At 67.3% G+C, this 23,622-nt stretch carries 20 protein-coding genes; 7 read left to right on the top strand and 13 right to left on the bottom strand.

From position 1 onward, the window contains the following. Positions 1-72: 72 nt before the first annotated feature. Complete coding sequence (locus tag ABD115_RS12150) at positions 73-1,497, top strand: purine-cytosine permease family protein (RefSeq protein WP_343961168.1); 1,425 nt, start codon at positions 73-75, stop codon at positions 1,495-1,497. A gap of 105 nt (positions 1,498-1,602) precedes the next feature. Further along, positions 1,603-2,568 carry a carbon-nitrogen hydrolase family protein gene (locus tag ABD115_RS12155; RefSeq protein ID WP_343961172.1) on the top strand — a complete coding sequence of 322 codons (966 nt, stop codon included), beginning with the start codon at positions 1,603-1,605 and terminating at the stop codon, positions 2,566-2,568. 42 nt (positions 2,569-2,610) lie between these two features. On the opposite strand, the gene ABD115_RS12160 is transcribed toward ABD115_RS12155, so the two are convergent. Next, positions 2,611-3,342, bottom strand: coding sequence for an SDR family NAD(P)-dependent oxidoreductase (locus ABD115_RS12160; RefSeq protein ID WP_343961174.1), 732 nt, complete (start codon positions 3,340-3,342; stop codon positions 2,611-2,613). Positions 3,343-3,417: 75 nt separating this feature from the next. Beyond that, positions 3,418-4,026: a helix-turn-helix domain-containing protein gene (locus ABD115_RS12165; protein ID WP_343961176.1), complete on the bottom strand. Its 609-nt coding sequence runs from the start codon at positions 4,024-4,026 to the stop codon at positions 3,418-3,420. A 208-nt stretch (positions 4,027-4,234) separates the two neighbouring features. Here ABD115_RS12165 and ABD115_RS12170 point away from each other — a divergent pair, with 208 nt between their 5' ends. Beyond that, positions 4,235-5,275, top strand: coding sequence for an aminopeptidase (locus ABD115_RS12170; RefSeq protein ID WP_343961177.1), 1,041 nt, complete (start codon positions 4,235-4,237; stop codon positions 5,273-5,275). Beyond that, positions 5,275-6,747: a peptide MFS transporter gene (locus tag ABD115_RS12175; RefSeq protein ID WP_343961179.1), complete on the top strand. Its 1,473-nt coding sequence runs from the start codon at positions 5,275-5,277 to the stop codon at positions 6,745-6,747. The genes ABD115_RS12170 and ABD115_RS12175 overlap by 1 nt, the downstream gene beginning before the upstream one ends. Before the next feature lie 158 nt (positions 6,748-6,905). Here ABD115_RS12175 and ABD115_RS12180 read toward each other — a convergent pair whose 3' ends face one another. The 7 genes from ABD115_RS12180 to ABD115_RS12210 form a co-directional block, all read right to left on the bottom strand. Beyond that, the gene (locus ABD115_RS12180) at positions 6,906-7,541 is read right to left on the bottom strand and encodes an RES family NAD+ phosphorylase (protein ID WP_343961181.1); all 636 of its coding nucleotides are present in this window, start codon (positions 7,539-7,541) and stop codon (positions 6,906-6,908) included. Then, entirely contained in the window at positions 7,538-8,269 is a 732-nt protein-coding gene (locus tag ABD115_RS12185; protein WP_343961183.1) for a hypothetical protein, read from the bottom strand. Before ABD115_RS12185 ends, ABD115_RS12180 begins: the two co-directional genes overlap by 4 nt. 102 nt (positions 8,270-8,371) lie before the next feature. Continuing rightward, a complete protein-coding gene (locus ABD115_RS12190) occupies positions 8,372-9,028 on the bottom strand; it encodes a response regulator transcription factor (RefSeq protein ID WP_343961184.1) in 657 nt (218 codons plus the stop codon). Then, positions 9,028-10,131, bottom strand: coding sequence for a sensor histidine kinase (locus ABD115_RS12195; protein ID WP_343961185.1), 1,104 nt, complete (start codon positions 10,129-10,131; stop codon positions 9,028-9,030). The genes ABD115_RS12190 and ABD115_RS12195 overlap by 1 nt, the downstream gene beginning before the upstream one ends. 17 nt (positions 10,132-10,148) lie before the next feature. Further along, positions 10,149-11,357, bottom strand: coding sequence for an FtsW/RodA/SpoVE family cell cycle protein (locus ABD115_RS12200; RefSeq protein ID WP_343961187.1), 1,209 nt, complete (start codon positions 11,355-11,357; stop codon positions 10,149-10,151). Between the two features lie 67 nt (positions 11,358-11,424). Next, positions 11,425-12,783, bottom strand: coding sequence for an LCP family protein (locus ABD115_RS12205; RefSeq protein ID WP_343961189.1), 1,359 nt, complete (start codon positions 12,781-12,783; stop codon positions 11,425-11,427). Positions 12,784-12,970: 187 nt separating this feature from the next. Next, a complete protein-coding gene (locus ABD115_RS12210; RefSeq protein WP_343961191.1) occupies positions 12,971-15,268 on the bottom strand; it encodes an SDR family NAD(P)-dependent oxidoreductase in 2,298 nt (765 codons plus the stop codon). Positions 15,269-15,389: 121 nt separating this feature from the next. Between ABD115_RS12210 and ABD115_RS12215 the strand changes: the two genes are divergently transcribed. From ABD115_RS12215 to ABD115_RS12225, 3 genes are all read left to right on the top strand, one after another. Then, on the top strand, positions 15,390-16,370 hold the full coding sequence (locus ABD115_RS12215; protein ID WP_343961193.1) for an AraC family transcriptional regulator ligand-binding domain-containing protein: 981 nt from the start codon (positions 15,390-15,392) through the stop codon (positions 16,368-16,370). Positions 16,371-16,407: 37 nt separating this feature from the next. After that, positions 16,408-17,700 carry an MFS transporter gene (locus tag ABD115_RS12220; protein WP_343961195.1) on the top strand — a complete coding sequence of 431 codons (1,293 nt, stop codon included), beginning with the start codon at positions 16,408-16,410 and terminating at the stop codon, positions 17,698-17,700. Between the two features lie 89 nt (positions 17,701-17,789). Beyond that, positions 17,790-18,284, top strand: a complete 495-nt coding sequence (locus ABD115_RS12225; protein WP_343961198.1) for a VanZ family protein — start codon at positions 17,790-17,792, stop codon at positions 18,282-18,284. 81 nt (positions 18,285-18,365) lie between these two features. On the opposite strand, the gene ABD115_RS12230 is transcribed toward ABD115_RS12225, so the two are convergent. From ABD115_RS12230 to ABD115_RS12245, 4 genes are all read right to left on the bottom strand, one after another. Continuing rightward, complete coding sequence (locus ABD115_RS12230; RefSeq protein ID WP_343961200.1) at positions 18,366-19,103, bottom strand: TetR/AcrR family transcriptional regulator; 738 nt, start codon at positions 19,101-19,103, stop codon at positions 18,366-18,368. An 8-nt stretch (positions 19,104-19,111) separates the two neighbouring features. Further along, entirely contained in the window at positions 19,112-20,359 is a 1,248-nt protein-coding gene (locus ABD115_RS12235; protein WP_343961202.1) for an MFS transporter, read from the bottom strand. Between the two features lie 502 nt (positions 20,360-20,861). After that, entirely contained in the window at positions 20,862-22,238 is a 1,377-nt protein-coding gene (locus ABD115_RS12240) for an NAD-dependent succinate-semialdehyde dehydrogenase (protein ID WP_343961204.1), read from the bottom strand. A 251-nt stretch (positions 22,239-22,489) separates the two neighbouring features. Further along, positions 22,490-23,620: a variant leucine-rich repeat-containing protein gene (locus tag ABD115_RS12245; protein ID WP_343961206.1), complete on the bottom strand. Its 1,131-nt coding sequence runs from the start codon at positions 23,618-23,620 to the stop codon at positions 22,490-22,492. Positions 23,621-23,622: the final 2 nt, after the last annotated feature.

The following is a 23,622-nucleotide window of genomic DNA, read 5'->3' on the forward strand; positions in this document are numbered from 1 at the left end:
ATGTGCTACTATCTCAATTCGCACACTTGTGCGACTATTAATTTGGGCACCCGCAGAGCTGAGAGGACAACGATGTCAGCATCCCCGACTCCCCCGACCATCGAGACGAGGTCGATCGACTACGTGCCGCGCGCCGAGCGCCGCGGCAAAGTGTGGCACCAGGGCCCCTTCTGGTTCACCGGCAACTTCGTGATTCTCACGATGCTCGTCGGGTTCACCGGCCCGAGCATGGGGCTCAGCGTGCCATGGACGGTGCTCGCGATCGTGCTCGGCGCAGGCTCGGGCACGTTCTTCATGGCGTTCCACGCGAACCAGGGCCCGCGCATGGGCCTGCCCCAGATGATCCAGTCGCGCGCCCAGTTCGGCTCGCGCGGCGCCATCATTCCGTTCATCGCAACCGTGTTTGTGTACGTGGGCTTCATGGTGTTCGACACGATCATCGGCACCCAGGGCATTCAGACCGTCGCCCCCGGCGGCGAGTTCTTCTGGTACCCGGTGCTCATCGTCGTGTCGATCGTCATTGCCATCGTTGGCCACGACCTGCTGCACGTCGTGCAGCGCTGGCTCACCTATGTGCTCATCGTCGTCTTCGGCATCGTCACGGTGCTCGCGATCTTCGTGCTGCCAACCGCAGCCGGCGCGCCCGGCCTGAGCGCCGGGTGGAACACCGCGGCGTTCTTCGTGCAGCTCTCGCTCGCCGCAGGGTTCAACCTCAGCTACTCGGTATACGTCTCTGACTACTCGCGCTACCTGCCAGAGAACGCCCCGGCGGGCAAGCTCATTGGGTGGACGTATGCCGGAGCAGCTGGGTCGGCGGTCTGGCTCATGTCACTCGGCGCCGTGCTCAGCAGCAAGATTCCGAACATCGACGGCATTCCGGCGCTCATGCAGACGGGCGATCTGCTGTTCCCCGGTTTCGGCACCGTCGTCGTGCTCGTCGGCTCGGTCGCGCTCATCACCATCATGGGCGTCAACGCCTACGGTGCGATGCTCACCGGCATCAGCGCGGTCGACGGGTTCAAGCGCATGCGGCCGACGGTGGCGCTCCGAGTGGTGAGCCTCACCCTCGTCGGGCTCCTCGCACTCGTCGTCGCGCTCGCAATTCCCGACAACTACCTCGACAGCTTCAACTCGTTCGTCACGCTCATGCTGTACTTCTTGGTGCCGTGGACAGCGGTCAACCTCGTCGACTTCTACTTCGTGCGCCACGGGCGCTACGCGATCACCGAGATCTTCAACCCCAACGGCATCTACGGCCGCTGGGCCTGGCGCGGGCTGCTCTCATACGCCGCTGGGTTTATCGTCGCCATCCCGTTCTTCGCGCTCCCGATTTACACGGGCCCGGTCGCCCACGCGCTCGGAGGCGCAGACCTCTCGTTCGTGCCGGCGATCATTGTCTCGGGCGGGCTGTACTACCTGCTCACCCGCAACCAAGACCGCACGGCAGAGGCCGCCGCGATCGAGCGCAGCGAGCGCGAGCTCGAGGGCGGGCGCTAGCCCACAGGCGGCCTCCCACCGCGCCGGCCCCGGCGTCTCGCTCTGCCACACTCCGACCACGCCACACTCCAACAACGCCACACGACCACTTCAGAAGGAGATCACGTGACGCACCAGACCGTCGCAATCATTCAGCACCCGCCCGCGGTGCTCGACCTCGCCGCATCGATCGAACGCGCCGTTGCGCACATCACCGAAGCGGCCGATCACGGCGCACAGCTCATCGTCTTCCCTGAAACCTGGCTCACCTGCTACCCGGCGTGGGCATTTGGCATGGCGGGGTGGGATGACGCCGAGGCGAGGCGCTGGCACGCCCGACTGCTCGCCGAAAGCCCGGTGCTCGACCCGTCGCCCGCGGGCGACGACGCCCTCGCCGAGCTGCGCGCGGTCGCTGCGAGCCGACAGGTCACCGTAATGATGGGCCTGAACGAGCGGGCGCCGCGCGGCGGCACGCTCTACAACAGCCTCGTGACGATCGGGCCAGACGGCTCGACCCTCAACCTGCACCGCAAGCTCGTACCGACACACTCGGAGCGCATCATCTGGGGCGCTGGCGACGCCGCCGGGCTGCGCGCGGTCGACACCCCCGTCGGCCGGCTCGGCGGGCTCGTGTGCTGGGAGCATTGGATGCCCCTCGCCAGGCAAACACTCCACGCGAGCGGCGAGCAGATTCACGTCGCCGCGTGGCCAGAGACGAGCGAGATTCACCTCATCGCCGCGCGCAGCTACGCGTTTGAGGGCCGCTGCTTCGTGCTCTCGGCAGGGCTCTTCCTCGCAGTGGAAGACCTGCCCGAGCCGCTGCGCGAGCCCTTCAGGGTCGGTGTTGGGCCGAGCGCACCCACGACCGGGCTCCTGTTCGACGGCGGGTCGTCGATCATCGGGCCCGACGGCAACTGGGTCGTTGAGCCAGTGCGGGGCACGGCGGGGATCGTCTATGGAGAGATCGACCTGACCGCGATCGAGCGGGCCCACCACGACCTCGACGTCGTCGGGCATTCGGCCCGCAACGATGTGTTCGAGCTGCGTGTCGACGCGCGCCGTCGCGACGGCGTGGTGGTGCGCGAGCACTAGCGGCGCAACGGGCCGGGCCCGGCTGCTCGCGCGCTCGCGTCGCTACTGCGCGAGCAGCCCGAGGTCGACCGGCAGGCCGACACCGGTGATGCCCGACGCCGCGGGGCTCAGGAGAAAACGCACCGCTGCCGCGACCTCGCCGGTCTCGACGAATCGCTTCACCGGCTGCCGGGCGAACATCCGCGCCTCGGCCTCCGCCCGGTCGAGCCCGCCGTCGACGGCCGTTCGCAGCTGCGCCTCGGCCATCTCCGTGCGCATCCAGCCCGGGAGCACCGCGTTCACCGCGACTCCGTCGCGCCCACCCTCGACCGCGGTCGCGCGCACGAGCCCCATCACGCCAGCTTTGGCAGAGACATAGGCGCTCTTGTCGGGCTCGGCCGCAATGGCAGAGGTCGACGACACGATCACTGCCCGGCCGGTGCCGGAGGCCGCGAGGGCTGGCCAGGCCGCCTGCAACCCAAGAAATGGCCCCTTGAGCATGACGCCGTGCAGGCGATCCCACTGCTCCTCGGGAAACTCTGTCAGCGGTCGCACGTGTTGCACCCCGGCGTTCAGCACGATCCCGTCGAGTCGACCGTGTAGCTGCAGTGCGTGGGCGACCATCGCCTCGTTGCCAGCGGCCGTGCTGATGTCGGCGGCGAAGTCACCCCCTGCGATGTCCACCCGAACAACGCTCGCGCTCGCCTGCTCGAGGCACTCAGCGATCACCGCACCGAGGCCGCGCGCAGCGCCCGTCACAATCACTACCCGTTGATCCAATTCGGCTGAGGTCATCCCGACCCTCCCTTGATAAGTTTTACTTAACAGCGAGAGTAGTGGCACTTTTGCCAGCCGCGCAATTCCCCGACGCTAGTAGTTCGCCGGCGTCACCACCCAGAGCAGCTCCGCGCGCCGCCCCCCGAGGTTTCTAAACCCGTGCGGCAGGGTCCCGGGGAAGGTGAGCGAGTCACCCTCGGCGAGCCGCACGACCTCCTGCTCACCCAGCAGTATTTCGATCTCACCGGCAAGCACGAACACAAACTCGACCTCGGAGCCGTGGAGCAGACGCTCGGGGCCGCTTTCCGCACCCGGGTCAATGACCGAGCGCAGCACGAGCAACCTTCCACTCGCGTCGGCCGACAGCCACTCGTCACGAAACCCCTGATCGGGGTATTCAATCTCCCGGCGCTCGGCCCGCCGCACGACCTTCCCGACGGCGGCTGCGCTCCCGAACAGCTCCCCCACCTCAACGCTCAACGCCCCGGCCAGGCTCAGCAGCGTGCTCAGCGACGGCGCGACCATGCCGCGCTCGATCTGGGAGATCAGCGACCCGGTCACGCTCGTCATTGCCGCAAGCTCGCGCGTTGAGAACCCGCGCGTTTGCCGAAAAAACTTCACCTGCTTCCCAACGAGCCGCTTGGCGGCCTCGGCATCGACGGTGTCACCCTTGGGGCTCTTCTTCTCCGGATTCGCAGACATACTTCATGATACGTGAAGCAAGACTGTCGGTTGCGCGATCTTGTGAAGTTAGCCTACTATCTCTGCTTAGTGGCACTTTTCACACGGAGACAAGGGAGTCAGCGAGTACCACGCATCGCCGACTTCTCACTGGCACTCACGCCGCCGGGCCTTCAGCCGCTGCGGGGCAACTGCCCCACCCACATCGACATGAGCAAAGGATTGATCAGTGGATCGAGAAGCACGCCTGGCCGCCGAGGCCGAAATGATCGTAAACGACTTCGTTCGCCTCAAACCCGGGGAGACAGTTGCGGTGTTCGGCGACGACTCCCACCGCGCCGAAGCAGCAGCGGTGCTCGCAGCGGTGCGCGCACTCGGCAATGAGGTCGTCGGCGTCGACGTTGCCCAGCAGGTCGCGGCGCTGCGCGCCAGCGAAGAGTTCTGGATTGACCCGCCGGCGCACCTGCGCGCGCTCATTCAAGCAACGAACGTGAACATCTTCGTTGTCGACGAAACCTACGGTTTTCGGCTCGATCACAAGGTCTCTCGACTCTTCCGCACAGGCCCTGACTGCTCGATCTTCAAGGTCGACGAGGGCCTCGGCACGTGGAACCTCAGCGGCAGCGACATCGCATACGTGAACGAGCTCGGCGGGCACATTCAGTCGGCGCTGAACGGCGCGCACGAGGTGCACATCACCGCGCCGGGCGGCACAGACCTGCGACTCTCGCTCGCCGGCCGCACCTGCCTGCCAATCATGCCCGTGCCCGAGCGCGGAGAGGCCTACGGGCTCTCTGTGCCGCTGTGGGGAGAATACAACTGGGCGCCGATCGAGAACTCGGCAACGGGCACCATCGTGTTTGACGGGCTCACCGAGGCAAGGGCAGAAATGGGAACCGTTGCAGCGCCGGTGACGGTCACCGTGTCGGGCGGCCGTGTGACCGCTGTGCACGGCGAAAGCGATGCCGACGACTTCCGCAGGCTGTTCGCGCTCGACGAAGGTTCGAACGTCGTCGGTGAGCTCGGCGTCGGAGGCAACCCGCGCGCTCAGTTTGGGCGAGAAACGGAAAAAGCGCTGCTCGGCACGATACATATTGGCTTCGGCGACAACCATGTCTACCCGGGCGGGTTGAACCGGAGTGAGGTACATTTTGATGCCACGATACGCGGTGTCACGATCGTGGCCGATGGGGTCACCGTTATCCGCGACGGAGCCCCGGTCGAGTTCGACGAGCAGGTTCGCGGTGAGCAACACGGGGGAGCAAGCTGATGGCACAGCAATCGTCGCTGTCACCCCTCCCGGCTGATGCCGCCGAGGGCCGTGCGCCCCGAGGTTTTTGGAGCGTGACCCTCACTGAGTTCTGGGAGCGCTTCAGCTACTACGGCCTGCAGGGCATTCTCACCTACTACCTGCTGTATTCCCTCGCCGACGGCGGGCTCGAGCTGAGCCCCACGACGGCGATCAGCATCGTCGGCGCCTACGGTGGAGCCGTCTACCTGTCACAGGTGATGGGCGCGTGGATCGCCGACCGGCTACTCGCGCAACGCACCACCATTCTCGTCGGCGGCTCGATCATCATGGTCGGCCACATCAGTTTGGCGCTCGTGCCAGGCACGACCGGGCTCTTTATTGGGCTCGCGGCAATTGCCATCGGCACGGGCCTACTCAAGACGAACGTCTCTGCGCTCGTTGGCACGCTGTATGGGGGCCGCAGCCGAGTCGACCGCGACGCCGGGTTCTCGTATTTCTATATGGGGGTCAACACGGGCGCGGTGCTCGGGCCACTACTCACCGGCTTCGCGCAGGTGACATGGGGCTTCCACCTCGCCTTCGGGCTCGCCGCGATCGGCATGTTCTTTGGCCTCGTGCAGTTTCTACTGCGCTACCGAGACCTCCCCGAGGCCAGTCGAGTGGTCTTCAACCCGATTCGCCCATCGGCATTCGCCGCGGTCGTCGCTGGCGCCGCGGTGGCAATCGGCGTGTGCGCTGCGCTGTTCGGCGCAGGCATCATTCACTCCGACAACCTCAATCTCGTCGTCGGCGGGGTCATCATCGCCGTCGCGGTGTACGGCTTCGGCCGCATCCTCGGTACGCGATCCGTGACCGCGAGCGAGAAGCGGCGCATCCGCGGCTATCTGCCGATGTGGGTGGCAGAGGCGGTCTACATGGGGCTGCTGCTGCAGATCTTTACGACAATCCCGCTCCTCGTCACCGCACGCGTCGACCTGACGGTTGGCAACTGGGAGATTCCCGAGGCCTGGTTCTCGTTCGTCGGCACCATCGCCCTCGTCGTGACGCTCTGGTTCATGGGGTCGATCTGGAAGAACAGCAGGGTCGGGCGCCTGACCCCAACGAACAAGTTCTCGTTCGGGCTCGCAATGATCGGTTTCGCGTATCTGCTGATGGTGCTCACGGAGCTCACCCCGGGTCGCACGGTGTCGCCGTGGTTCATCGCGCTCTGTCTCGCGATCGCCGGCGCCTCCGAGCTGTTCGTGAGCCCCATCGGCATGTCACTCATCACGAGCATTGCACCCGAGAAATTCCGGTCGCAGGCCGTTGCCCTGAAGATTCTCACCCTCGGGGTTGGCTCGACGATCTCAGCTGTTCTCGGCACGCTCTACACGAGCATGAGCTCGATCGGGTTCTTCTGCATGGTCGGAGCCATCGGCATCGTGAGCGCGCTCCTGCTGCGACTCGTCAGGCGACCGATCGAGGCGATGCTCGGCATGCCAGAGGCGTAGCCCACCGGCTCAGGCTCGACGGGCAGGCGCACGTTATCGGGCGCGCAGCTCCCGCTGTGTTTTGCTCATGAGAGTGCCGAATACAGCGGGAGCTACCCGAGCCGCCCCAGCCGATACCCGCGCCCGCGCACATCACCTACATCGGCAACCGCACGCGCTCACACGACTCGATACCCGAGCCGTCGCGAGGCCTGGCTCACGATTTCGTCAGCAAGGGCGGCTCCGAGCGGGGCACTGAACTCTGGTCGTTTCGGCAGCCCCGGTTCGCGCCTGCCGCCGCCAAACAGCGTCACCACGGGTTCGGCGGTGATTGATGAGTGATGAAAGAGCCCGTCGATCTCTCCACCCATCGCGCTGTGTATGGCACGCGCCCACGCGGCCGTTGCTACCTTGTCGTCCATCATCATCGACGCCGCCGCCCCGTTCAGCACGGGCCAGTTCGTGGTGAGGTCGAGCAGCGTCAGCGCCCGGGTGGGCCGCCACGCAACAATCTCTCGCCCAAATAGCGAGCGATCGATGACTCGGGTGGCCTGAAATGTCTCTGCGAGCGCGGTGTGAGGAGTAGTCGCCGCGTACATAACCCCCGCCTGCGAGTCCATACCCTGCGGAAGCTTGTGCGGGTCGAACCGCATTCCGGCAATCGGGCCGAACCGGCGAAGTTCGTTCCACCGCAGTGCGTGCGGGGAAGTCGTTGCGAACACGCGCCACAGCACCGAGTCGAACCCGCGAAGGTGCGCAGCTTCTGTCACAAATGTCTCGGGTGGCCGCAGCGGCACTTTCGGTCGTTCATTCATTGCTCGAGAAACCCGGCGAGAGCTTCAACGACCGCAGCTGGGTCGCCGCTACTGAGCAGCCACCCGGTGGGGGCAGTGGGTTCGCCCTCGACGCGCAGCGTTGGCTGCGGCGTTTCCATAAAACCGCGCACGGTCGCGGGCCGCATGTCGCCGGGAAACACTTTGATGACCGAGGCAAGCCCAGGCACCACGGGCATCGCAGCTTCTCCGGTGAACTGCCAGCTAGGGTAGCGTCGCTTGCCCCCAACGAGAAAGCTGTAGAGCAGCCCCTTCGCTTGACGGTGGCGCACGCTCGACGCATCAATACCGAGTCGCTCCGCAACTTCTGCCGCGCTCAACGAAGCCGAGATCTCGCCGAGACGCGTTCGGCGTTCCAACGACGCGAGCTCGCCAGCGGCGACTCGCGCCTCGGTAGCATTAAGTTCGTCTGCTTCGAATGCCCCCGACTCCACGAGAAAGCGAGCCTGGTCTGCAGAGAGTGCGCCACCGGTCGCGTGCCGCTCTTCCAACAGCTCCACCGAAACGTCAAGCATCGCGAGCGTGACATCGAATGAGAATCGACCGCGCGCTGTGAGACTCCGAACGGCCTGCCACATTTCGGCGAGTTGTCGTTCGCTGAGCTCAGCGTTTGCGTTCGCACGAACCTCCGTCTTCCACGTTGCCGGCGCGCTCGCGGCGTCAACATGTCGGTCGATGCCTGACGGCTCCTCGTCGTACGCAGTTGACATCAGTGCCTCCGCACCTCAGGTGGCAAATACACTCCAAATCATAAATAAGAATCTGCGTGTTCGCAACGAATAGTTACGCACGCGCGCCTGTCTGTGAGGCGCCTACGCGAGCCGCCCCAGCCGATACCCGCGCCCGCGCACCGTCTCGATGAGGTCTTTGTCGGTCTTGCGGCGTAGGTAGTGCACGTAGGTTTCGACGGTCGTCTCGCGCTCCCCCTGCGTGAACACGAGCGCAAGCAGCTCCTCGCGCGAGAACACCCGCCCCGGTTCGGCCGCGAGCACACCAAGCAACGCTGCCTCTGTGCCCGTGAGCTGCACAGGCCCGTCGTAGGGCGACTCGATGCGCTGGTCTTCGGGTGAGAACTCCCACCCGCCGATGTCGTAGCGCGGCCCGGTGCCGTCGTAGCGTCTGGTGAGCGCGCGCAGCCGCGCGTTCAACTCGGCAAACTCGAACGGTTTCACCAGGTAGTCGTTTGCCCCGGCGTCGAGCCCCTCGACCCTATCGTGCAGCTCCCCGAGCGCGGTGAGCATGAGAATGGGGGTCTGCACGCGCCGCCGCCTCAGCGCTCGCACCCATTCCTCGCCGCTCGCGCCAGGCAGGCCCCGGTCGACGATCATCGCGTCGAAGTGGCCGGTGAGGGCTACGGCGTCTGCCGCCTCGGCGCTCCCGACGAGCTCGACCTGCCAATCGAGCGCGAGCACGTCGCGCATGATCGGCCCGAGCCTCGCATCATCTTCGACCACCAGCACGCGCAACATCAGCTCGCCTCGCCGCCCCGGCCGGTGGGGCTGTCGGAGATGGCCAAGATCAGCTCGAAGGCGGTGCCGCCAGGCCCCGACTCCGCGAGTCGCACACGAGCGCCGTGCGCTGCGCAGATTTCCCGCACGAGCGCGAGCCCAATTCCGCGGCTCGTGCGCGCGGCGCCGCGCTGGGTGCGCGGGGGCGTTCCCTGGGCGAACCTGTCGAACACCCGCTCGGGTGCGATTCCCTGAATGCCGTCGCCCTCGTCGCGCACGGTTACCACGGCGGCCGCGCCCGCCTCGAGCCCCGTGTCGCTCCGCGCAGCAGAGATAGTCACCGCCCCGCCGTGCGGGGAGTGATCGATCGCGTTGTCGACGAGCGCGACGAGGCAGCGCCGCAGCGCCTGGGCCGGCATGGCCACCGTGGCGGTCTCGCCGACCCACCCCACGGTCACACCGAATGGGGCGGCGACCTTCCCGAGGTCTGCCGCGACCTCCGCCGCGATCTCGTCGACGTCGGCTGCTCCCGACACGGGCTCCGCGCCACCAGCAGCGGCGAGCATCGAGTCGATCGTCTCGGCCATGATGCGGGCGTCTTGTCGCAGCTCGTCGAGCACCCGCTGCCTGGTGTCTCCCGGTGGGGTGAGCGCCGCGAGCTGCTGCGCGCGAGCGTCGATGACCGCGAGCGGGGTGCGCAGTTCGTGGCTCACGTCGGCGACGAACCTGCGCTGTAGCCGAAAGGCCTCGTCGAGCGGGTGCACCGCGCGCCTGGCGATGAGCCGCGCTGCGAGCCCAGCACAGATGATCGCGCCGGTCGCGAGCAGCGCGGTCGCGAGGGCGAGCTCACCGGGATCGAGCCGCACCTCGATCTCCCCGGGCTGCGGCGGCTTGTTCGCTTCTCCCGGCGTGGTCTGCCAGAACACGAAGGCGAGAATCACGCCGCCGCCGATCACCACGAGGGCGGCGCATACCGCCATGACCTGCCAGCCGATCTTCGACGCCGAGCGGCGGTACGCCTGCTCGTCGGGCAACGGGTTGCGGTGTGCTCGCGCCATCTCTGACCTCCCCGTGTCGAGCCCGGGAATGGGCCCCGCGTACCAGTGCTGAGTGTGTCTGCGCACGATTCTCCCACGTTGCGCTAGCCGCCGCTGGGCGCGGCGGTGTCGGGGCTCGCGCCTGCCGTGGCGGATCGCGCGGCGCTCAGGCTGCCATCGGCGGTCTCGGGCGCAGCCGCCGCTTCGCGCACGCAGGCGAGCACGACGCCGGTCGCGGTGAGCAGCGACAGCAGCGAAGTGCCACCAGCTGAGATGAACGGCAGCGGCACCCCGAGAACCGGAACGAAGCCGAGCACGACTGAAATGTTGATCATCATCTGCACCGCGATCCACACGGTCACACCCCCGATAATCGAGCGCGCGAAGGGTGAATCGCAGCAGGTCATCAGCCCGATGAGCACTGCGGCGAGCGCGACGAACGCGAAGATCACCGCCATCGCGCCGACGAAGCCGAGCTCCTCACCCACAACCGCGAACACGAAGTCGTTTTGGGCCTCGGGCAGCCAGTGCCACTTCGCGGTCGAGTTGCCGACGCCCACGCCGAGCACTCCCCCGTTGGCGAGCGCCCAGAAGCCGTTGAGGGTCTGCCAGCACCCCGCGTAGGCGTGCTCGGCCGCGGTGAGGCAGTCGACTTCGAAGAAGTGCAGAATGCGCACGACCCGGTTGGGTTTGATGATCGTCATCGCGCCGATGCCGAGCAGCGCGATGGCGGCGACCCCGGCGAGCACGCGCCCCCTCACCCGCGAGAAATACAGGCAGCCAAACACGAGGGCGGCGAGCACCATGAGCGTGCCGAGGTCGCCACCCAACACGTTCACGAACATCGACGCGGCGACGACGGGCAGTATCGGCACGACAACGTGCACCCATCGGTCGAGCAGGCGCTGCTTGTTCGCGAGCACCGCAGACACCCACACGAGCAACACGACCTTCATGAACTCGGCCGGCTGCATCGAGATCGGGCCGAGGCGCAGCCAGTTGCGGTTGCCGCCCGCCTCGTAGCCGAGCGGGGTGTAGACGAGGGCCTGCAGCGTGAAGCCGACGACAAGCAGGAGCCACGACAGCCTGCGCAGCGCGACGGTCGGCACCCGGCTGATGGCGAACATCAGCCCGATGCCGAGCACGGCGTACGCCCCCTGCTTCAGCAGCCCGTCGAGCGGGTGTCTGCCCGCCGAGATCGCAACAACCTGGCTCGCCGACTGCACCATGATCACCCCGACAGCGGTGAGGCCGAGCACGATACTCAAGAGCGCGATCGTGAGGGTGCGCAGCCTGCCGGGCTCGGCCGGCACGATGGTGGCTCGCGCTCCTCGTGTGGGTTCTAAGACGACAGTGTGCTGCCGCACTGCGCGCTCACGCTCAGTTCACGCAGGGAATCGAGCCCGCGCGAATGGGCTCCTCCCACGAGTCGTAGTGCGCGGTTCCCGGCGCAGCCTCAGGGGCACGACCGGCTGCGGGGTCGGCTGCGGGGTCGGCTGCGATCGGCTCGCCGTTCTCGTCGAATGTATCGGCCTCGTCAGCGCCGTCGATGCCGTCGGATCCGCCATCGACCGCGTCGTCACCACCCGACGCCGGCGGCGCATCGAAATAACTGCCGTCGAGCACCGAGGCCACGATCGCCTGCACCTCGGCAACGTCGACGATGTTCACGTCGGCGCCGTTGACATTTTCGAAGCCAACGATGGGCAGCGTGATAAATTCGACGCCGCTCTGCGCCACATCGTGGGCGACGCCGACGAAGCCCAGCACGTCGAACTCCGAATCGAGGGCGACGTGTTTCTGCGTGGTGTTCACGAGCGACCACACGGTCTTCGGGTTCATCAGTGTGCTCTTCTGGCGCAGCTTGTCGGCGAGCGCGATCATAAACGCCTGCTGCCGACGAGACCGGTCGAGGTCGGTGAGGTAGGGCCCGTCGAACCCCGTGTCGCGGCGCTGGCGCACGAAGCTGATTGCCTGCTGCGCGTCGATCTCCTGCAGCCCGGCCTCGAACCGCGCGCCCGAATAGTAATCTTCGGTCGCCTGGTTCAGGCACACCGACACCGGCGCGACCGCCTCGGCGACGTGAAAGAAGCCGCCCATCGTCATCTCGACGAAGTGATCGATGCGCACATCACCGAGAAAGTGCGACACTGTTTCGATCTGGGCCTGCCGGCCGGCCGCGCGCGCCTGCTGGTAGATCTCGCTCTCCGAGAGCTCCTCCTCGCCCCACGAGAGCTCGTTCATTTTCTCCTGCATCGCGAGCCCGTACGCCTCTTTGATCTTCGTGTGGGTCACGCCCAGCGGTGCCCCGGGAATCTCAACGTAGTTGTCGCGCGGAATCGAGAAGCCGACGGTCTTCGACCGATCCTCGGGAATGTGCAAGAACATCAGCACATTCGCGTTGTAACCGCCGTCGTCGGCATTGCCCGCCTGGAGCGCCTCGTAGACGCCCTCGGGGAGCGGGTCACCGTTTTGGTCGAGCCTACTGTCCATCCCCATAATGAGCAGGTTCTGCTCCCCTGCCTCTGGCACGATCTCTTCGACCTGCGGCAGTACGATCTCTGACCGCACGATGCTGCGGTCGACGCGGTTGAGGGCGAACGCCACAGCGGCGACGCCGAGCAGCAACGCGGTGACGAGGCTGAGCGAGATGACGATCGCGAGGCGCTTGCGCCGCCGCCTACTCATGCGAGGCCGGCCGGCGGGCTCCGGAGTCTCGAGGAGCGGGGTGTTGCGCATAGGGTGTTCCATTCGGGGTCGTTTGTCGATGCTCGGGGTTGCTTCGGGGCCGCTGCCGGGCCGCTGCCGGTCCACTTCGGCGCCGCTTCCGGGGTCGGTGACCCATTCGCGTCGCCACCGTTCAAGCCTCGCGCCCCCGCACCAAGAAATCTCCAAGGAACGCTCACCGCCGGTCGCGAGCCCGCCCTCAGCTGCGCCTCCTTTCGAGAGTTGCGATGTAGCGCCGCATTCCAGGCTTACCCAACCGATCGGCCAGTGCCGACACCCTCGGCAGCGCGCCGGGCGCCAGCATCACGAGACGGGCGAGCAGCCCGTCGAGGGCCTGCGGATAGGCCTCAGGGCGTGGGCGCACGAGGGAGCGCACAACCTCGGCGGCGACGACCTCTGGGCGCTGTGGGGCCGTGAGAAACTGTGACGGCTCTGCGCCAACCCGCGCCTCACGCTCAAGCATCGGCGTATCGATAGCGGAGGGCTGCACCACGGTCACCGGAATGCCCTCTGCACGGAGCGCAATGTGCAGCGACAGCGCGGCTCCGCGCAGGCCAAACTTGCTCGCCGCATAGACCGGGTCGGTTCCCATTGCGACCACCCCGCCCAACGAGCCCGTGAGCACGATTCGCGGGTGCGGCGAGAGTTTCAACAGCGGAATTGTGCGTCGCAGCAGCTGCAGCGGCGCTACCAGGTTGACGTGAATCTCGCGCTCAAGCTCGTCATCCGAACGCTCCGTGAGCGCGCCGCCTACGGCCATGCCTGCATTGCTAATGAGCGCGTCGAGTCGTGGCAGGTCGCGAAGCTCGGCCGCGATCCGCCCGGCAGCTGTCGCGTCAGCGAGGTCAATACCGCCGATCGATCGGTGGCATTGACCCCATCGAGCGGGGAGGGCTGCCACGAGATCTACGAGTTCGCGCTCGGTGGAGTCGAGAGCGACGACCGTCGCGCCCCGCCGCGCCAGTTGGTGGCAGATGTGCGTTCCGAGGCCGCCGGCAGCTCCCGTGACCACCACTACCGCCGTTGAGAAATCGAACCGGCCGGCTCGGTATCGGGCCGGGGCCCGCCGCTGCGCGACTTTGGTGGAGGCGGCAGGGCTCACCCCGGCAAGGCTCGGAACGGGGCCGACGCGCGGCGACGACCACCCCATCTCGGCAAACGTGGCCGCCGCGGCTGCGGCATAGGCTGCGGCGTCAACGTAACCTTGGTGCCGGGGTGACTCCGTGAACCGAGCACCGCCCGTGAGGTCGGGGTAGTGCGCGTGAATGCGCTGCGCGAAACGTGTAGCACGCCCGGGGTTGTGGCGGGTGTCTGCGAGGTATTGCGCGACCATGAACGCCGCAAGATCGAAGTTCGGAAACCCGCCGCCGTTCGACTCTCCCAGCCCGAGGACGAACAGGTTCCGATGCCGCCTTGCAAAGGCCGCGAGGTAAAGTTCAGAGTCATCCACGCCCGAAATGAGGGCTGGCGCGTATGGCAGTGTTGGCTCATATCCGGTCGCCGCGATGATGGTATCGAACTCTTCGCAATCACCGCTCGCGAACGTTACCAGCCTGCCGCTCACCGCTGCGATATCGCCCTGCGGGGTCACGACTCCGCTGGCAATCGATGCGAGCACCCGGGTACCAACGTTCGGGTGTGACTCGAAGAGTCGGTGGTCTGGCCGTGGCAGTCCGTGCCGTTGTGGGCGGCCAACAACGAGCCGAAGCAGCGCTTCGGCTGCCGCGACCCGCAACTGCCGCGGCAGCTTCGCGCCGCCCGTGCCGAGCGTGTCTGCTGGTCTACCGAAGAGGTACTTCGGCACGAACCAGTAGCCGCGCCGCAGGCTGAGCACGCAGCGTGCGGCCACGCCGCCCAGGTCTGCAGCAATGTCGCAGCCCGAGTTACCTGCGCCGACAACAAGCACTCGCTGTCCCGCGAAGCTCGCTGGCGATCGATAGTCGCGTGCTGGCAGCAAGTCGCCGGCGAACAAACCAAGCTTCTCCGGCACACGCGGTGTCCACTGCGCGCCGCTCGCGCACACCACGGCGGCGTACCGACGCACCTCGCTGGGCCCCTGCTTCGACCCAGCAGGCGCGACGGTCACCAGCCAGCTGCCGCCCTCCTCTGGCACGATGCGTTGCACCTCCACGCCGAAAGCGATGTGCTTGAGGAGGCCAAACTCCGCTGCGAATCGCTCGCAGTACTCAAGTATTTGTTGGTGCCCGGGGTAATCAGGGTAGCTTGCGGGCATCGGAAACCTGTGGAAAGCTGAGATCGTCCGTGACGAAATGAACGTCGCTGAGTCGTACATCGGCCCACCCTCACGCTCAATGTCCCAGATTCCGCCAACTCGATCATGCCGCTCAAGTTGTTCGTAGGCGACACCACTCTCGCGCAACGCCCGCGCGGCAGCCAGCCCGGCGGGCCCCGCGCCGATCACACAGACGCGCGACGTGGGATCTGCGTCGGGCGCAGCCGCCCCAACTGCCGCTGCGGGTTCTTGTTTTCGGTCCATGGCAACGCTCCTTTGTCTGGGTTGCCGCCCAGTGTGCTTGAACTTCGCGGGTGGGTATAGGACGCTGGAGGCCAGATGTAGGGCCGCCCAGGCCCAACTGAGCACACGGGAGAGCACCGTTATGCGCGTCACAATCGATCCGCTGTTCACTCGGCTCACGCTGCGCATTGCCGAACGGGCGGGCATCGATGCCACGGGCGCACTGGCCGATGCGGGAATCGGAGCGGCCGCGCTTCGCGGGCCGTCTCCGCGCGTCGCTCCAGCCCAAGCATCGCAGTTTCTCAGTTCGCTTGAGGCGGCTTACCCACTGATCGGCCTGCTCATTGGATTTCGGCAGCGCATCACCCACTGGGGGCCGCTCGGTGTGGCAATGATGTCGGCGCCAACGGTGGAAGCGGCGGCAGCGGTAGGGCTGCGCTTCCAGGAACTGGCGGGCGCCGATACCGAGCTCACCTCGGTGCGGAGCCCAGAATCGCTTCGTATCGAGGTGCGGCAGCCGAGCCATCGGCAACCACTTGGCACATTCGTAGTCACCGAGCTGCTGGCGAGCGCGGTGGGAGCGTTGCGAATCATTACCGAGCGCAACCCCGACGTGTCCGTTCGACTCCCGTTCTCGATGCGGGAGCACAGCGAGCGGCTGCGCAGCGCCTTCGGGCCAGGGTTCGAACTTGTCGACGGCCCCGCCGAAATCGTCATTCCGCGGTCGACCCTGAGACTCACGCTCCCTGGAGCAGACGAGCATTGTCACCACCAAATGCTCGAACTGCTCAACACAGAGCTCGCCGCCTGCCCGGCCGCCACCGGGTGGGTGAACGAGTTGGTGAAATGGATCGACGACCGGCTCTCGGCATCCCCGACGATTATCGCGGCGGCCAGCGCCTTCCATATAAGCGAACGCACCCTGCGGCGGCGTCTGGCCGAGTATGGTACGAGCTACCACCGGCTCCTCGACGATGCGCGCCGCCACCGGGTGGCAGAGCTTGGCACCGCGGGCGTTTTCACGTTCGATCAGATCTCGGAGCGCTGCGGTTACAGCGACGCCCGAAGCCTTCGGCGTGCCCTCGCGCGATGGTCACACGGGTCGCTGTCGCGCGAGCACTGATTCTCTCAGCTGCGCCTCCTTGCTAAGGTAAGGTCTGATGAATAGCGTCGAGGTGCCCGAGAATACGCCGCGCAAGTTCGGAGCGCTCCGAGACCGGCGCACCGGCCCGTACATTGCGGGCGGCGCGCTCTCGATGATGGCCGACAACGTCGAGCACGTGCTCGCGTACTGGGTGCTCTGGCAAACGTTCCACTCGCCGTGGCTCGTCGGGTTTCAGATCGTGAGCCACTGGCTCCCATACCTCTTGTTCTCGGTCGCGGCCGGCGCTCTCGCCGAGCGCTTCGACCCGCGGCGCGTCATTCAGATCGGCCAGGCGCTCTTCATGGCGGTCTCTGCCGCGTGGGGCGTCTTGTTCATCACGGGTTCGCTGCAGCTCTGGCACGCGTGTGTGCTGCTCGTGCTGCACGGCCTCGCCGGGTGCCTGTGGATGCCTGCTGAGCAGCTCTTGCTCTACAAGTTTGCTGGGCCGCGGGAGCTGCCGGGGGCGATTCGCATGAACGCGACGTTCCGCTCGCTCGCGTTTCTCGCGGGGCCGGTGGTGGGCTCCGCGCTGTTGCTCGGGCTGGGCCCCGCGGTCGGCATGTTCGTGAACATACTGTTCTATCTGCCGCTCACGGTGTTCCTGTGGTTCGTGCGATTCGACAAGACGTCGGGTGCGGATCCGCGGCCGCCGGCCGGCACGCCCGCCGGGGCGAAGGCGAAGCCGATGACCCTGATCTCTGCGTTCAGCGTGCTCGGCACGATTCGTAAGGATCGCCAGTTGCTCGGCATGATCATACTCTCTGCGCTCAGCGCCGCGACGATCGGGTCGGTGATTCAAAACGCGATGCCGGAGTTCGCCGAGAGCTTGGGAGCCGGCTCGGCCGGGCTCGCCTACGGCGTGCTGCTCTTCGCGAACGGCGCGGGCGGGGTCATCGGCGGGTTTCTGCTTGAGGCAACCGGCAAGGTGCCTATCTCCCCGCGCACCGCGATCATCGCGACAACGGTGCTCGGCATCACGACGATCGTCTTCGCCTCGAGCTCGATCTACCCACTCGCGGTGGTCGCGCTATTCATCGGCGGTATCGCCCGTATCACGTCAGATTCGACGGCGATGAGCATCGTGCAGCTGCGCGCGCCAGACGATGAGCGCGGCCGAGTCATCGGCGCCTACACGATGTTCGGGCCAGGCATGATGACCTTCAGCGGCCTGACCGTTGCGGTGCTCGGCTCGCTGTTCGGGCTGCGCGGCTCGGTGCTCTTTGGGGGCACGGTGCTCACGCTCGGCGCGATCGTGCTCGGCATCGTCGTGCTGCGGCCCCGCCGGGGGCAGACTCAGGAGCATTCATAGGAAGCCCCTGTTACGCTCCCTGGACGGCTCGCGTTTTCAAGCGTCGGGCCGATCCACCCGCCCTATGAGACGGCCCAGGAGGCGTATTTTTGCTCGCAACGCTGCTCGTTGGTTACCCGTGGCTCGCGCCGCTCGCGTTCATCGCGCTGCTCGCGGCCGGGCCCGCGCTCGGCCGGTGGCTGGCGCCCCGGCGCTCGCTCACGCTCGGTCTGCTCGTTGCAACGGTCGCGCTCGTGTGCGCGATCGTGTTCTTTCCGACCGGGCGCACGATGGCCGTGGAGTGCACGCTCAGTTGGATGCTACCGCTGCCCACCCGGCCCGAGCCGTTCGCGAACGTCGTGCTGTTCGTTCCCCTCGGCTACCTCACGGCGCTCCTCACCCGCAGGCCGGTCGTTGCAGCGATCGCGGCCATTGGTGCGTCGGCCTGCATCGAGGCGACCCAGGCACTCCTGCCGGCACTCGGCCGCAGCTGCACGACGAACGACCTGTTCGCCAACGCGCTCGGGGCGATTATCGGAGCGGCGCTCGGCGCCATCGGGCTCGCGCTGCACCGCGGGCGCGCGCCCGAGCAGGCCCGCGCCTAGCCACGCCGCCGCGCCCCGGCCGGCAGCGAGGCGGTGCGTTTCGCGCCGCTCGCTGCCCTGCGGTTACGCTGAGCGCCGCGCTTACGCTGAGCGCCGCGGCGCAAGCGTTGCCTCGATGCCCGCGAGCACCACATCGAGTTTCGCGCTGAACCACTCGACGGGGTCGGCGACGATGGCGGCCTGCACACCGTCGTTCAGGGCGGCGCTGCTGGTGGCCCGGCTGGCGGCGCTGTGAGCAGCGCTGCTCGCAGCGCCGGGTGCATCCCCATTGCGGTTCGCAGCCCTCTGCTCGGCGGTGCCCGCCTGCCAGTGCTCGCCGACGACTCCGCGCCCCGGCCCCGCCGTCGGTACGAGCGCGTCAAGGTGCTCGACGCCTCGACGATTGTCGGTCGCAAGATCAAAGACCAGGTCGCCTGCGAGCACAGCGTGTTCCGCGCTAAACCCGGCAGCCATGAGCGCGCCACCGACGCCGTCGAACAGCCCGGCCATCGCCGCAGGCACGACGCCTCGGGCCACCTCGGTCGCCGACCCGGGGTATGCGGCGAGCGCGTGCCAGGCTGCATGCCCGTAGGCGCGCAGCATGTCTCGCCACGGCCCTTCGAGCCCCGGCCAGGTCACACCGGTGAGCGCGCGCTCGAGACCGATGCGCACGAGCTCGTCGCGATCGGGCGCGTGGCGATATAGAGTGCTCTCGCTGACCCCGAGTCGCTCCCGCACCGCCCCGAAGGTGAGCCCTGCGAACCCCACTTCGAGCACCGCGGAGGCGATATCGTCACGGGTAAGGCGCGGGGGTCGCCCGCGCCGCGGTGCTTCAGCCATGGCGCTCCTCACTCGTGCAATTCAGGGTGGTCACCCTCCCCATGCAATGGTGCCACGTGGCGAAAGCGGGGGTGTGCAATGACGAACACACACACGGTTGCCATGACCATCGCCCCGAAGATGATCGGCAGCGTGTGCCACACGCCGTACAGCGCGGTACTCAGCGTCGGCGCCACCACAAAGGTCAACCCGTTGGTTGCCCCGATGAGCCCGGCAAGCCCGCCCTGCTCCTCGCGGGTCATGAGCAGCGACGGGCCGGCCGCGTAGCCGGGCATCGCGACCCCAAGGCCGAGGCCAATGAGCAGCATCGCCCCGATCAGCGGGGCCGCCCCAAGGTCGGGCACGAGCAGGGCGAAGCCTGCGACCGCGGTCGCGGATCCGGCGCGCAGCAGTCGCGGCGGTGCCCAGCCTGTGCGCGGCACGATGACCGTCTGCGCAAGCACCATGCCGAGGCCCGCAGCGAGCAATACGCCGCCCGTGACGAGGCCCGTAGCGGCCGCGTCGAGCGCCAAACGATCTTGCACGATGAAGCCCGCGATGACCTGAATGAAACCGAGCGCGGTGAGCATGCCGAAGCCCGCGAGCAAAAAGGGCCAGACGCGCGCGTCAGTGGCGCGCACGCGGGGCGGATCGGCGACGAGCTCGTGCCGCGGCTCCCGGCGCAGCCCCAGCGCTACCACCACCAGCCCGAGCAGCAGCAACGCGGGCACCGTGACCAGCGGCGTGAGCAGCCCGAACCCGGCGAGCGACCCACCAAGAACCGCTCCCGCCATCATCGCGATGCCCTGAACCGCGCCGATGCCCGCCATGCCCTTCACGCGCGTCGCCTCGTCTGGCGTGACGTCTGCGATGTAGGCCTGCGCCGTCGGGGCAACGGCGGCGATCGCTGTACCGAACCCGATGCCGCGCAGCAGCACGAACAGCGCAAACAGCGCCGTGCCGGTGAGCAGGCCGCGCATGCCGGCGGCGGCTACGGCCGCGAAGGCCGCCATCGTGACTGCGGCGAGCGCGAGCGCCGCGACGAGCACGGGCTTGCGGCCCCACGACTGCGAGCGGCGGCCCCAGAGCTGGCTCGTCGCAACGACCATCACCGCGGCCGCGCTGATGGTGATGCCGATCTGCCACTCGGCGAGGCCCACCTCGCGGGCGAGGGGCGCGATGATCGGGTTGAGCGTCATCTGCGCGAGGTATGCAAGAAACACCGCCGAGAGCAGCAGCGGAATTTGCGGGCGTTGTGCGGTGTCTGTGCGAGCCATGAGTCTCCAGGTGAGCGGGCGCCCGGTATCGGGGCGAACTCACCGTAACACAATTATGAAGGTTAGCTCCCGTAATTATGGCGCGCTGCTTTCGGGCCGCTCGAGGGCTTGCCCTCGGCTGGCCTGCCTGCCCTTGCCCCGGGCTTGCCGCGGGCTGGCCCCGGGCTGGCCCTGCCCTTGCCCCGGGCGTGCCCGCGGCGGCCCCGAGCCAACCCTGCACTTGCCTCCGAGTCCACTCCTTTCTTGCGCGAGATAACTAGGGGGCTTCGGAGACATGTGCAGGGCCGGCAGGGCCGGCAGCGCCGTCAGGGCCGTCAGGGCCGGCAGGGCCGGCAGCGCCGTCAGCGCCGTCAGGCCCGGCAGGGCCGTCAGGGCCGGCAGGGCCGGCAGCGCCGTCAGGGCCGTCAGGGCCGGCAGCGCAGGCAGGGCCGTCAGGCCCCACACGCGCGAGTGGGGGCGCGGGCCGAAGCCCGCACCCCCACAGTGCACTACGCGAGAGCGGTTACGCCGACACGAAGTAGAGTCGCTTGTTCGCGAACTCCCCGATGCCGACGGGACCCATTTCGCGGCCGAAGCCCGAGCGCTTCACGCCGCCGAACGGAATCTCCGCGGCCTCGGCCGCAATGATGTTCACGTGCGCCATGCCGACCTCGAGCTTCGAGGCGACGCGCGCCGCACGAGCCTCGTCTGTCGAGAACACCGATCCGCCGAGGCCGAGGGCGCAATCGTTCGCGAGCTCGAGCGCCTCCTCGTCGCTGTGCACCTTGTACACGGTCGCGACGGGGCCGAAGATCTCCTGCTGGTACGACTCCGAGTCGCGGGGCACCCCCGTGAGCACGGCCGGCGAGTAGTAGGCACCGGGGCCGTCGGAGAGCACGCCGCCAGCTTCGAGGGTCGCACCCTCTGCGATGGCCTTCTGCACCTGTGCGTTCACGGTCTCGGCCGCGGCGCGCGTCGACAGCGGAGCGAACTCGCCCTCGGCGAGGTTCAGCTGGTCGCCAGGCGTGAGGCCCGCCGCGAGCTTCTTCAGTTCGGCGACGAACTCGTCGTAGATGTCTGCCATGACGATCATCCGCTTGTTCGAGTTGCAGACCTGGCCGCCATTGTAGGTGCGGAACTCCCACGCGGTCTTCGCGATCTCGGCGACGTTGTCGCTGTCGAGCACGACCATCGGGTCGATGCCGCCAAGCTCAAGCACGGCCTTCTTCAGGTGCGTTCCGGCCTGTGCGCCGATGATTGCGCCCGCGCGCTCGGAGCCGGTGAGCGAGACGCCCTGCACGCGGGGGTCTGCGATCATCGTCGCGATCTGATCGTGCGAAGTGAACACGGCCTGGTAGCCGCCCACCGGCACGCCGGCCTCTTCCATGATCGACTGGATCGCGAGGTTCGACTTCGCGCAGATGTCTGCGTGCTTGAGCAGAATCGTGTTGCCGAGCACAAGGTTTGGTGCCGCGAAGCGGGCGACCTGGTAGTACGGGAAGTTCCACGGCATCACGCCGAGCAGCACGCCGACCGGCAGCTGCTCCATGACGGCCTTGCCCGGGATAGTGCTCGGAATCTCGTAGTCGGTGATGAGCCCCGGCCCGTAGACCGCGTAGTACTCGATGATGTCGGTCGCGAAGTCCACCTCGTCGAGGCTTTCAGCGATCGATTTGCCCATTTCGAGGGCGATGATCTCAGCGAGTTCCTCGCGGCGCTCCGCAAAGATCTCGGCAACGCGCTTAACGACTGCCGCGCGCTCCTGCACGCTGCGCTCTCGCCATTCGCGGTAGACCGCATCCGATGCGGCGAGGTGTTCCTCGACCTGCGCGTCGGTCGCGGATTCGAAGCTCTCGATGATCTCACCCGTTGCGGGGTTTTGTACTCGATACTTCGCCATGGATATCAATTTCCTGTCTGCACCTGCGTGCAATTGCGCGGCACCCAATGGATATGCCGTTCTCATGTGTGATTGCCTCACCACCCGGCGCGGTTGCCCGGCGACTGCGGCGGTCAAGCGCTTCCACTCTACTCGCGGGCACTCTCAAACATGCTGCGAGCCGCGAGCCACACGCCGCACGTGCCCGGGGCCCGGGGCCCGAAGCCCGAAGCCCGGGGCCCCACGCGCCGCGGCCCAGCGCCACGACGTCGCTACTTGCTGAGCAGCTCCCAAAACACCCGCGTGTCACCTTCGCTCTTCACGGGGTACGACACCACCGCAACGCTCGGGTCGCTCGCAGCGCTCACGCTCAGTTGGCCGAATGTTTCGGGGGCACTCCCGACGACCTTGCGAATATGCTCGAGGTTCGCGCTCGCGTCGGCAGCGCTCTTGTGCGCAAAGGCGATGCTCATGGTGAGCACCGCACCTTCTTCTGTCACTGCGGTCGCGTACCCCGTCACCGGGGCGCTCTGCAGCAGCGGCTGCCGCGCGAGCGACTCGCTCGTACCGAGCGTGAGGAGCAGCGGCTCGCCCTGGCCAAGCGCGGCCACCAGCTGGGCCGCCGTCGCGTGGCTCGCGAGGCTGTCACTCTGCGCGGGCGGTGACGCTGGCGGGTCTTCCCCGTCCATGGCAACGAGAACCTGGTCGCCGGTCACGGAGTACGCGAGCCCCCTGTCGGCGTCGCGCCACACCCCGGCTGCCGGTTCGCCCAGCTGCGCGGTCAGCTGCCCCGCCGAGACGTCACCGACAATCGCGACGGTGCCGGTCATGCCGTGCTGCAGCGTCGCTGTTCCCCGCACGTCTGGCTCAAGCCAGCGCAGCTTCTTCGCCCCATAAAACGGGTCGCCGCAATCGGCATAGAACGGAGCGAGCGTCATGTCGACGTCGCCCGTTCCCAAATCCAAGATGCCCGAGCCCGACTCGAGCCGCTGCTGCGAGTCGACAAAGCTAAAGCAGAACTCTTCACCCGGCGCGACGCCCTCGACAAGCGCCAACGTGCCCGCAACCCCGCTGTCATCGCCCCGCACAAAGAACGAGATTGCAACCGCTGCTCCGCCGAGCACGAGGGCCGCCGCGGCCGCCCCGATGATCACCCAGGTCTTGCGGGCGCGGGTGCGGGTGCGGGTGCGGGGCCGAGCATCGGGGCTGGGCTGGGCGCCATCACCCGCAGCGCCACCGGCCTGCTGCTGCATCCAAGCGATCAGCTCGGGGTAGGCGTTCGGGTGCTCCGACACCGCGGGCCACAGCTCGCGGTGCGCGCCAGCGATGTGGGCGAGCGTCTCGGGCGGCGTCGCCGGGTCACTCGCGAGCGCCGTCGCGTGCCGAAGGTCTTCGATAGTCATGG

The sequence above is a fragment of the Leucobacter albus genome (assembly GCF_039528015.1).
Classification (GTDB): domain Bacteria; phylum Actinomycetota; class Actinomycetes; order Actinomycetales; family Microbacteriaceae; genus Leucobacter; species Leucobacter albus.